The sequence below is a fragment of the Streptomyces griseoluteus genome, assembly GCF_004784465.1.
GTDB lineage: Bacteria > Actinomycetota > Actinomycetes > Streptomycetales > Streptomycetaceae > Streptomyces > Streptomyces griseoluteus.
This window is the reverse complement of sequence record NZ_SRRU01000001.1, coordinates 865,633-875,631: the sequence shown is the minus strand read 5'-3', so window position 1 is coordinate 875,631 and position 9,999 is coordinate 865,633. Positions and strand designations below refer to the sequence as shown.

Sequence of the window (9,999 nt, the reverse complement as noted above, 5' to 3'; positions counted from 1 at the left end):
GCGTGGATGGGCCCGGCGCGGGTGTGCGGGGAGTCAGCCCAGCCGCGCGGCGAGAGCGGCGGGGGTGGGCGCCTCGAAGACGGCGGCGATCGGGACGTTCCGGCCGAGCGCGGCCCGGACCCGGTTGACCAGGCGGGTCGCCAGCAGGGAGTGCCCTCCGAGCGCGAAGAAGTCGTCGTCCGGACCGACCCGGCCGGCACCCAGTACGTCGGCGAAGAGGCGGCAGAGCACCGACTCCTCCTCGGACAGCTCCCGGTCCACGCCCGCGCCCACGACCCGCGGGCGGGGCAGCGCGGCCCGGTCGACCTTGCCGTTCACCGTCAGTGGCAGCGCGTCCAGCGCGACCACGGCGGACGGCACCATGAAGGCGGGAAGCCGGGCGGCGACCGCGTCCCGGACCGCCTTGGTGTCGGCACCGGCGGGGACCACGTATCCCACCAGCCGGCGGTCCCCCGGCTCGTCCTCCCGGACCACCGCGACCGCCTGGCCGACCCCGGGCGTGGCGCTCAGCGCGGCCTCGACCTCACCCAGTTCGACCCGGAAGCCGCGCAGCTTCACCTGGAAGTCCCGCCGCCCGACGAACTCCAGCAGCCCGTCCGGGCGGTGTCGCACCACGTCCCCGGTGCGGTACAGCCGTGCCCCCGGCCCTCCGAACGGGTCGGGGACGAACCGCTCCGCCGTCAGTCCTGGCCGTCCGACGTACCCCCGGGCCACCCCGGCGCCGCCCACGAACAGCTCGCCCTCGCCGCCGAGCGGTACGGGGGCGAGGCGGGCGTCCAGGACATGGCAGGTGAGGTGGTCGAGCGGCACCCCGATGGGAGCGGTGGCCGGCCAGTCGGCGGCGTCGCCGTCGAGGAGGTGGGCGGTGGCGGCGTGGGTCTCGGTGGGGCCGTAAAGGTTGTGCAGCCGGCGGCCGGTGCCGAAGAAGCGGCGCATGGCGGGGCTGACGGTGAGCGGTTCGCCGCCCTGCGCGACGTCGGTGAGCGCGGGCAGGTCCAGCCCCTGCTCCAGGGCCTCCTCGCAGAGGCCGTGGATGACGGCCGTGGGCGCGAAGAGTTCCGACACCTGCTCCTGCTCCATCCAGCGGACCAGGTCGGCCGGGCTGCGCCGCACCTCCTCGCGGGGCACGGCGAGGGTCTTGCCGGAGCCGAGGGCCGAGAGGATCTCCTGGGGGGCCGGATCGAAGCCCAGCGAGGCGAACTGGGCGGTGACCCGGCCCGGTTGGCCCCCGATGGCGCGGGCGTGCCAGGCGAGCAGGTTCTCGAAGGCGTCCACCGGGAAGGCGACCGCCTTGGGCCGGCCGGTGGAGCCGGAGGTGTAGATGACATACAGCAGCCGTCCGGGGGCGAGGCCGCCGGGATGGGTGAGGGGCGTGTCGTCGTACCCCGCCAGGTCCGGGTCCATGGGGACCGTCCCGGTGCCCGGCGCCAGCAGCTCTGCCACCTCGGCCGACGCCACCACGCACACCGGGGCGGCGTCCTCGACCATGAAGCGGATGCGGTCGGCCGGGAGCCCGGGGTCGACCGGGAGGTACGCGGCACCCGCCTTGACCACGGCGAGCAGGGTGACCACGAACTCCAGTGAGCGCGGCATCGCCAGCGCCACCACCGAGTCCTGCCCGGCCCCGCGCTCCCGGAGCAGCCGGGCGAGCCGGTTGCCGCGGGCGTCGAGCTGGGCGTACGTGAGCGCGGTGCCCTCGTGGCGTACGGCGACGGCGTCCGGACGCAGGCGGACCTGAGCGGCGAACGCGTCCAGGAGCGGGGTGGGCCGGGCGTCCGTCGCACCGGTGGACAGCTCCCGCAGCCGGGCGCGCTCGGGGCCGGTCAACAGCGGAAGGCGGCCCAGCGGGCGGTCGGGGTCGGCGACGGCGCCGCTCAGCAGGGTGCACAGGCGGCCCGTGAGCCGTTCGGCGGTGACCGGGTCGAACAGATCGGCGCTGTACTCCAGCGTGCCGCGCAACCCGGCCGGGCTGCCGTCCGCCGCGTAGTCCTCGGTGAAGCCGAAGACGAGGTCGAACCGGGAGACCGGCAGCCGGAGTTCGGTCGTCCCGACGCGGACCCGGTCCAGTTCGAAGTCGGCGCGGCGGCTGTCCTCGAAGACGAGCATGGTCTGGAAGAGCGGATGGCGGCCCAGCGACCTGGGCGGCCGCAGCGCCTCCACCAGCAGCTCGAAGGGCAGCGCCTGGTGGGCGAAGGCGGCCAGGTCGGTGGCGCGGGCCCGCCGCACCAGTTCCGTGAAGGTCGGATCGCCCCCCGTGTCGGTACGCAGCACCAGGGTGTTGACGAAGAAACCCACGGCGTCGTCGAGCCGTTGCTCGGCGCGGCCGGCGACCGGGGTGCCGAGCACGGTGTCGGTGCCCGCGCCGATCCTGGTGAGCAGCGCGGCGAGGGCCGCGTGGACGACCATGAACGGGGTGGCACGCAGCTTTCTGGCCAGGCCGACGATCAGCCGGTGGGTGCCGGCATCCAGCGTGAAGGGCACGACCCCGCCGGTGTGGCTGGCGCGGGCCGGGCGCGGCCGGTCGGTGGGCAGCTCCAAGTGGTCCGGCAGCCCGGCCAGTTGGTCCCTCCAGTAGGCGAGGGAGCGCCCGGAGGCGCTACCGGGGTCGGCCGGGTCGCCGAGCGCCTCGCGCTGGCGGAGGGCGTAGTCGGCGTACTGGAGCGGCAGCGGGGTCCAGGCCGGGGCCTCGCCCTTGAGGCGGGCGCGGTACGCCTCGGCCAGGTCGGCGGCCAGGGGGCGTACGGAGAGGCCGTCGACCGCGATGTGGTGCAGGACGAGGAGAAGGTGGTGTTCCTCGGGGCCGGCCCGCAGCAGCCGTGCCCGCAGCGGGGGTTCGAAGGACACGTCGAAGGCCCGTCCGGCGAAGGCGTCCCGCTCGTCGGACACCTGTGCGGCGGCCACGTCCGTGACGGCCAGCTCCGGCAGCACCTCCTCGGGTGCGAGCACCCGCTGGTACGGCTCGCCCAGGTCACCGGGGAACACGGTGCGCAGGCTCTCGTGGCGGGCCAGCACGTCCAGCAGGGCCCGGTGCAGTGCGGCCGCGTCCAGCGGGCCGGTGAGGGCGAGCGCGTAGGGGACGTTGTAGACGGGCTTGGGCCCTTCGAGGCTGTTGAGGAACCACAACCGCCGCTGGGCGTACGACAGCGGGGGTTCGGCGGGCCGGTCACGGGGGCCGCGTTCCGGGCCCGCCGGGGATGCCTCGGCCAGCCGTAGGGCGAGGCCGGCCGGGGTGGGCGCCTCGAAGACGGCGGCCATCGGCAGCTGCCGGCCCAGTGCGGCCCGGACCTCGTCGACCAGCCGGGTCACCAGCAGGGAGTGCCCGCCGAGCGCGAAGAAGTCGTCGTGCGGGCCGACCTCGGCCGCCCCCAGCACGTCCGCGAACAGCCGGCACAGCGCCGACTCCTCCGCCGACAGCACCCGGTCCACGCCCGCGCCCCGCACCCGGGGCCGGGGCAGCGCGGCCCGGTCGACCTTGCCGTTCACCGTCAGCGGCAGCGCGTCCAGCACCACGACGGCGGACGGCACCATGTACGACGGAAGCCGTGCGGCGACCGCCTCCCGTACCGCCGCCGGGTCGGCCCCGGAGCCCACCACGTACCCCACCAGCCGGCGGTCCCCCGGCTCGTCCTCCCGGACCACCGCGACCGCCTGCGCGACCCCCGGCACCGCCCCGAGCGCGGCCTCCACCTCGCCCGGCTCCACACGGAAGCCGCGCAGCTTCGTCTGGAAGTCCCGGCGCCCCGCGAACTCGAGCAGCCCGTCGCGCCGTTCGCGGACGAGGTCCCCGGTGCGGTACATCCGCGCCCCCGGCTCCCCGGAGGGGTCGGGCACGAACCGCTCGGCAGTGAGTCCGGGACGGCCCAGGTACCCGCGTGCCACACCTCCACCGCCCACGTACAGCTCGCCGTCGACGACCCTGGTCCGGACGCCGGGGAGGGCACGGCCGATGGGGACGGTGGTGGCGCAGTCCCGCTCCCAGCTGGGCCCGGTGGGGTAGACGGTGGTGGTGACAGTGGCCTCGGTCGGGCCGTAGACGTTGCAGAACTCGACATCCTCGCCGACGGTCCGCTTCCAGGCGGCCAGGCGTTCGCGGGCCGCCTGTTCTCCGGCGGCCAGCACGAACCGCAGGGGGGCGGCCGCGAGCCGGGCGAGGAGGGCGGCGTCCTCGGTGAGGGCGTGCCAGTAGGCGGTGGGCAGGGAGGCGACGGTGATGCCCTCGGCCTCCATCCAGCCGACGAGTTCACGCGGGGTGAGACGCAGCCCGTCCGGGCTGACGACGAGTGTGGCGCCGTGGGCCAGCGCCGGGAAGATCTCCTCCACCGAGGCGTCGAAGCTCAGCGACCTGCACTGCATGACCCGGTCCCCGGGGGTGAGCCGGAAGACGCCGGCGGTGGCCCGGAGATGGTGGGCCAGCGCGCGGTGCGGGACGAGCACGCCCTTGGGACGGCCGGTGGAGCCGGAGGTGTGGATGACGTAGGCCGCGTTGTCGGGCGATACGGGGGTCTCCGGGCCCTCGGCGTCCTCGGCGGCCAGGACGTCCTCCAGCAACAGCACGTGCTCGGGGGCGCCGGCGACGGCGGCGAGCAGTTCACGAGTGGTGACCAGGCAGCGGGCGCCGGTGTCGGCGAGAACGAAGCGGAGGCGCTGCGCCGGGTAGGCCGGGTCGAGGGGGACGTAGGCGCCGCCCGCGCGGAGCACGCCGAGAACGGTGACCACCGCGTCGGCGCCGCCGGGCAGGCAGAGGGCGACCCGGTCCTCCGGGCGCACCCCGAGGGCCGTCAAGCGCCGGGCGAGGCGGCCGGAGAGGCGGTCCAACTCGCCGTAGGACACCTCGCGCGCCCCGTCGCGCACGGCGGTGCGCCCCGGATCGCTGCGAGCCTGCCGCAGGATGTGTTCGTGCACCGGGACCGGCGGCTCCGTCATGCGTTCTTCCCCCGTCATGGGCTCCCCCAAATTTCCTGGCACGGCCGGTTCAGGCGAGTACGTCGTCGCCGGACAGCAGGACCGCCCGCGCCGAGTGCCGTGTCCACGGACGCGGTTCCCTCCGTCGTCATCGTGCTCTCCTTCACCGCTGCGGGGCGGGCGCGTGGGCGGTGTCGACCGCCCGGGCCAGGTCGGCGAGCACCGGGTGGTCGAGCACGGCGCGGTGGCTGATGCCGGCGCCCAGGTCGCGGGCGATGCGCATCCTCATGCGGAAGGCGAGCAGGGAGTTGCCGCCGCGTTCGAAGAAGTGGTCCGCGCTGCCGATGCCGGTCTCGGCGAGCAGTTCCTCCCACAGCCCGGTGAGGTACCGCTCGGTGGGCGACAGTGCCCGTCGCTCGTCGGCATGGGCGCGGCGGCGCTCGGCGAGAAGGCCGAGCAGGGCGGCGACATCCCGTTTGCCGTGGTGGGTGGCCGGTATCTCCGGCAGGATCACCAGCGAGCCGGGGACCATGAAGAAGGGCAGCTCCTTCTCGGCCGCCTCCCGGACGCCGGCCTCGTCCAGCGGTCCGTCGCCCGCGACGAAGGCCACCAGCATGCGGTCGGTGCCCTCGCCCTCGGGAACCACGACCGCGTCCCGCACCCCCGGCAGGGTGCGCATCAGCCGCTCGACCTCGCCGAGTTCGACGCGGAAGCCGCGTATCTTGCACTGGTTGTCCACCCGGCCGACGTAGTCCAGCACCCCGTCCGCACGCAGCCGGACCAGGTCACCGGTGCGGTAGACGCGGCCGATGCCGGTGCCGTACGGGTCGTCCACGAAGCGTTCCGCCGTCAGCTCGGGGGCGTCGAGGTAGCCGCGCGCCAACTGAGCGCCGCCGATGAGGAGTTCACCGGCCTCACCGGGGGCGGCCGGGCGGCCGTCGGTGAAGACGTGCGCGGTGACGCCGTCGAGGGGGCGGCCGATCGGGATGGCGTCCCCCTCCGCGTCGCGGGCGGTGACGCGGTGGGCGGTACAGGCGGTGGTGCTCTCGGCCGGGCCGTACAGGTTGTGCAGGGTGCCGGTGAAGCCGCCGCCGAGAATGTTCCGGCAGGCAGCCGGGAGGATCACGTCACCGGCCACTTGGAGGAGGCGCAACGGGGTGAAGGCGTCGGGGTGTTCGGTGGCGACATGGTTGACGACCATGGTGGGCACCAGCATCGCGGTGACCCGGAGCCGGGTGAGTTCGGCGCCGAACCCGGCCTCGAGCAGCTCGGGCACCGGCGGCAGGACGACCACCTCGGCGCCGGCCGCGAAGGTGTTCCACATCTCGTAGTGGAACAGGTCGAAGGAGAGCGAGGAGATCTGGCCGACCCGGTCCTCCTCGGTCAGCGGGGCCAGGGCGCGGTTCAGCGCGAAGGCGACCAGGTTGCGGTGCTCCAGCACGATCGCCTTGGGCGTGCCCGTGGAGCCGGAGGTGAACAGCACGCCGGCCGCGTCCTCCGGGTCGGGCCGGAGCGCGGACGCGGGGGCCGTGCCGTACTCGGCGGGCAGCGGGACGACGGGAACGGCGAGCCCCGCGAGCCGGGGTGCCCAGTCCGCGCGGGTGAGGACCGCCGCCGCGCCGCTCACGGTCAGCATCAGGTCGCGCCGGCTGTCGGGATAGCGGTCGTCGACGGCGACGTAGGCCGCGCCCGCCTTGAGCACGCCGAGGAGGGCGGTGAACACGTCCACGGAACGGCTGGTGTAGAGCCCGACCCGGTCCCCCGGACCGATGCCGCACCCGGTCAGCAGGGCGGCGACGGCATCCGCGCGCCGGTCGAGTTCCCGGTACGTGAGCACGGTGTCCCCGTCGCTCACCGCGCGGCGGTCCGGGTGCCGGGCCACTGACCGGGCGAAGAGGGCCGGCAGGGTACGGGGGGCTTCTGCCGGGTCGTGATCACGCGATGGGGACACGTCGGACTTCCTCTTCTGCCGGGTGGGTTCGGGTGCCGGGGCCAGTCACTCGGTGGGCGGGCCGAGCAGGGTAAGGGTCAGTTCCCTGGTACGGGGGTCGCGCAGCAGGTCGTTGCGGCCGCTGTCCACGACGTGGTTCTCGGTGGCGTCCGCGCCCGGCCACACCTGCGGGCCCAGGTGACCGGGGGTGCGGATGTGCCGGACGCGGCCGCCCCAGGAGGGACGGGTGGTGTGCAGGGAGGCGGTCAGGTGGGCGATCCAGTCCAGGTAGAAGCCGGAAACCTGCCTCGCGGCCGCCCGGGCCTCGGTCTCCTCGAAGCCGTCCTCCCGGAACACCTCGGCGGCCAGCCGGGTCATCCGGTCCTCCACAGCCGCCATCACCTCGGCCGGCCGGCCGGTGAGGGCCGCGTCGGAGAGCAGGTCCGGGTCGTCGTCCAGCGTCTGCGCGGCCCCACCGGTCAGCTGCTCGGCGACCGTACGAGCCGCGTCCCGCACCGCCTCCGGCCGGCCCGGCTCACCGTCGAACAGAAACAGCGGTACAGGCTCACCGGCCGGGCTGAGCAGCGCGGCCAGTTCGTGCGCGAGCGGGGCGGCCATGCAGTAGGCGAGCACCGCGCGCGGGGCGCCGCCCGCGCGGCGCGCGGCGAGCTCGGCGGCCTGCGCCGCGGCGTCCGGCACCCGGCTGTACGGCGGGGCCAGCGCGTACTCGACCTTCCAGCCCGCCTCCTCCAGCCGGAGGTCGGCGATCCGAGCCTCGTCCCGGCGGCCGGGGAAGTCCAGGGCCAGCAGGACGTCAGTCATGGCACACCGCACCCTTCAGGAAGTCCGCGACCTCGCCCGGCAGCGCCGGGTCGGCCATGATCCCGTAGTGGTCGCCCGGTACGGCGGTGACGGTCAGCCCGCCCGAGGTGACGGCGCCCCAGCCCCGGTCCCCGGCGGCCCAGCTCTCCCCGGCGGCGGCCAGCAGCCGCACCGGCCCCCGGTGGCCGGACGGCACCCGGAACCGGCCGACCGCGGCGATGTTGGTCTCGAACCGGTCCAGCAGCCGCCGCACGGTGTCCCCGTCCTGGCCCGGGTCCAGCAGCCCGCGTTCCTCCGCGCGCCGCCACAGCTCCGCCCGGCCGGTGATCCCCTCGCCGAGGTCACCGCCGGCCGAGGCGCCCCAGTCCGCGGCGAACCACTGGACGAGGTCGGCCTCGTCCGGCGCCTCGGCGTCCGGGTCGGGCACATGGCTGTCGATCAGCACCACCGGGACCGTACGCCCGGACGCGGCCTCGGTCCGGCGGGCCATCTCGAAGGCCACGACCCCGCCCATCGACCAGCCGCCGAAGGCGACCGGGCCCTGGTCGAGCAGCGGAGCGGCGGCCTCCAGGTAGGCGTCGGCCATCGCCTCCACGCTGTCCAGGCCGACCGCCTCGATCCCGTACACCGGCATCGGCAGCTGCCGGGCCAGCGGGACATAGCAGGAGATGCCGCCGCCGACGGGGTGGACGAGGAGCAGCGGCGGGCCCTCGCCGGGGGCGAGCCGGACCATTTCGGCGGGGGCGGTGCCGCGCAGGCCCCGGTCGACGGCGGCCGCGAGCCCCTCGAGGGTGCGGGCCTCGAAGAGGACCCCTGCGGGCAGCTCGACGCCGTACTCCTGCCGCACCCGGTTGAGCATCCGGATGCCCATGAAGGAGTGTCCGCCGAGGTCGAAGAAGTCGGCTCGCCGGCCGATGTCGGTACGGCCCAGCAGCCGGGCCCAGACGTCCCGCAGGAACTCCTCGGTCGGGCTCCACGGGGTGTCGTCGGGTTCCGGTGCCGAGGCGGCGGGCACGGTGTCGGCGGCCGGTTCCCGCCAGGGGCCGGTACCGAGGGCGCTCAGGGGGGTGCCGGGGTCGGTGACCGCCGTGGTCAGCAGCTCCAGCAACTCACGCAGGAACCGGCCGGCGCTCTTGTCGTCGTACAGCTCGGTCGCGTACTCCAGGCTCAGCACGAGGCCGCTGTCCTCCTCCCAGGTGGTGAGCAGGAGGTCGAACTTGGCGGTGGACGTGCGCTCGTCCACCGGCTCGACGGTCAGACCGGCCGGGGGCGGGACGGCCTCGCCCGAAGTGCCCTGGTGGGCGTAGAGCACCTGGAACAGCGGTGAAGTGCCGGGCAGCCGCGGCGGGTTGACACTCTCCACCACCCGGTCGAAGGGGACCTCCTGGTGGTCGAAGGCGTCCAGCACGCCCAGGCGGGTGGCCCGCAGGTGGTCCAGGAAGGACGGGTCGCCCGCCAGGTCGGCGCGCATCACGAGAGTGTTGACGAAGCAGCCGATCAGCGGCCGGAGTTCGGGCCGCACCCGGCCGGAGACCGGCGAGCCGACGAGCACGTCGGAGCGGCCGGAGGCGAGCCCGATCACCGCCTGCAGGGCGGCCAGTACCACCATGTACACGGTGGCCGTCTCCGCCCGGGCCAGCCGCGTCAGCGCCCCGTACACCTCGGCGGGCACCCGCCCCCGCAGCTCGCGCCCCTCCCCGGTGCGCCGGGCGGGACGGGGCCGGTCGGGCGGGACGGTGCTCAGGACGGGAGCGCCGTCCAGGTGCCCGGCCCACCACGCGGCCTGCCGGGCCAGCAGCCCGCCGTCCAGCCGCTCCTGCTGCCAGACCGCGTAGTCGGCGTACTGGATCTCCAGCTCGGCGAGTTCGGCGCCCGCGTACGCCTGCCACAGGTCTTCCCAGAACAGGGCGGCGGAACCGCCGTCGTAGACGACGTGGTGGAAGCAGAGCGACAGCAGGTGCTCGGTCGGGGAGGCGGAGGTCAGCCGGGCGCGGAAGAGGGGTCCGCCGTCCACTGCGAAGGGTGCCTCGGTGCTGCCGTCCCAGTCGGCCGGGAACAGCAGCTCGGCGAACTCCTCGACGGGCAGTGTCCGGACGCGGACCTCGCCGCCTTCGGCGACGAACACCGAGCGCAGCGTCTCGTGGCGGCGGGCGACGGCCAGCAGGGCCCGGCGCAGCGCCCCGGGGTCCAGCGGGCCACGGACGCGCACGGACAGGCCGATGTTGTAGGCGCCGGCCCGGCCCGCCTGCTCCAGGAACCACATCGAGCGCTGGATCTCGGAGGCGGGGGCGAGGTCCGTCCGCTCCCGGCGCGGGATTCTCGTCCTGGCGAACGCCTTCACGGCA

General features: G+C 75.0%; 4 protein-coding genes. All 4 read right to left on the bottom strand.

Annotation, left to right across the window (positions count from 1 at the left end; all coding sequences use genetic code 11):
• Positions 1-33: 33 nt before the first annotated feature.
• The 4 genes from E5082_RS04135 to E5082_RS04120 all read right to left on the bottom strand — a co-directional run bounded on the left by E5082_RS04135 (position 34) and on the right by E5082_RS04120 (position 9,995).
• Entirely contained in the window at positions 34-4,923 is a 4,890-nt protein-coding gene (locus E5082_RS04135; protein ID WP_167513978.1) for a non-ribosomal peptide synthetase, read from the bottom strand.
• A gap of 142 nt (positions 4,924-5,065) precedes the next feature.
• The gene (locus tag E5082_RS04130) at positions 5,066-6,853 is read right to left on the bottom strand and encodes a non-ribosomal peptide synthetase (RefSeq protein ID WP_135789883.1); all 1,788 of its coding nucleotides are present in this window, start codon (positions 6,851-6,853) and stop codon (positions 5,066-5,068) included.
• A 45-nt stretch (positions 6,854-6,898) separates the two neighbouring features.
• Positions 6,899-7,654, bottom strand: coding sequence for a hypothetical protein (locus E5082_RS32275; RefSeq protein ID WP_167513977.1), 756 nt, complete (start codon positions 7,652-7,654; stop codon positions 6,899-6,901).
• On the bottom strand, positions 7,647-9,995 hold the full coding sequence (locus E5082_RS04120; RefSeq protein WP_167513976.1) for a condensation domain-containing protein: 2,349 nt from the start codon (positions 9,993-9,995) through the stop codon (positions 7,647-7,649). Before E5082_RS04120 ends, E5082_RS32275 begins: the two co-directional genes overlap by 8 nt.
• Between the last annotated feature and the right edge of the window lie 4 nt (positions 9,996-9,999).

Coding starts and splice junctions, on each gene's coding strand:
- E5082_RS04135 (WP_167513978.1), bottom strand. CDS start 4,923: ATGACGGAGCCGCCGGTCCCGGTGCACGAACACATCCTGCGGCAGGCT.
- E5082_RS32275 (WP_167513977.1), bottom strand. CDS start 7,654: ATGACTGACGTCCTGCTGGCCCTGGACTTCCCCGGCCGCCGGGACGAG.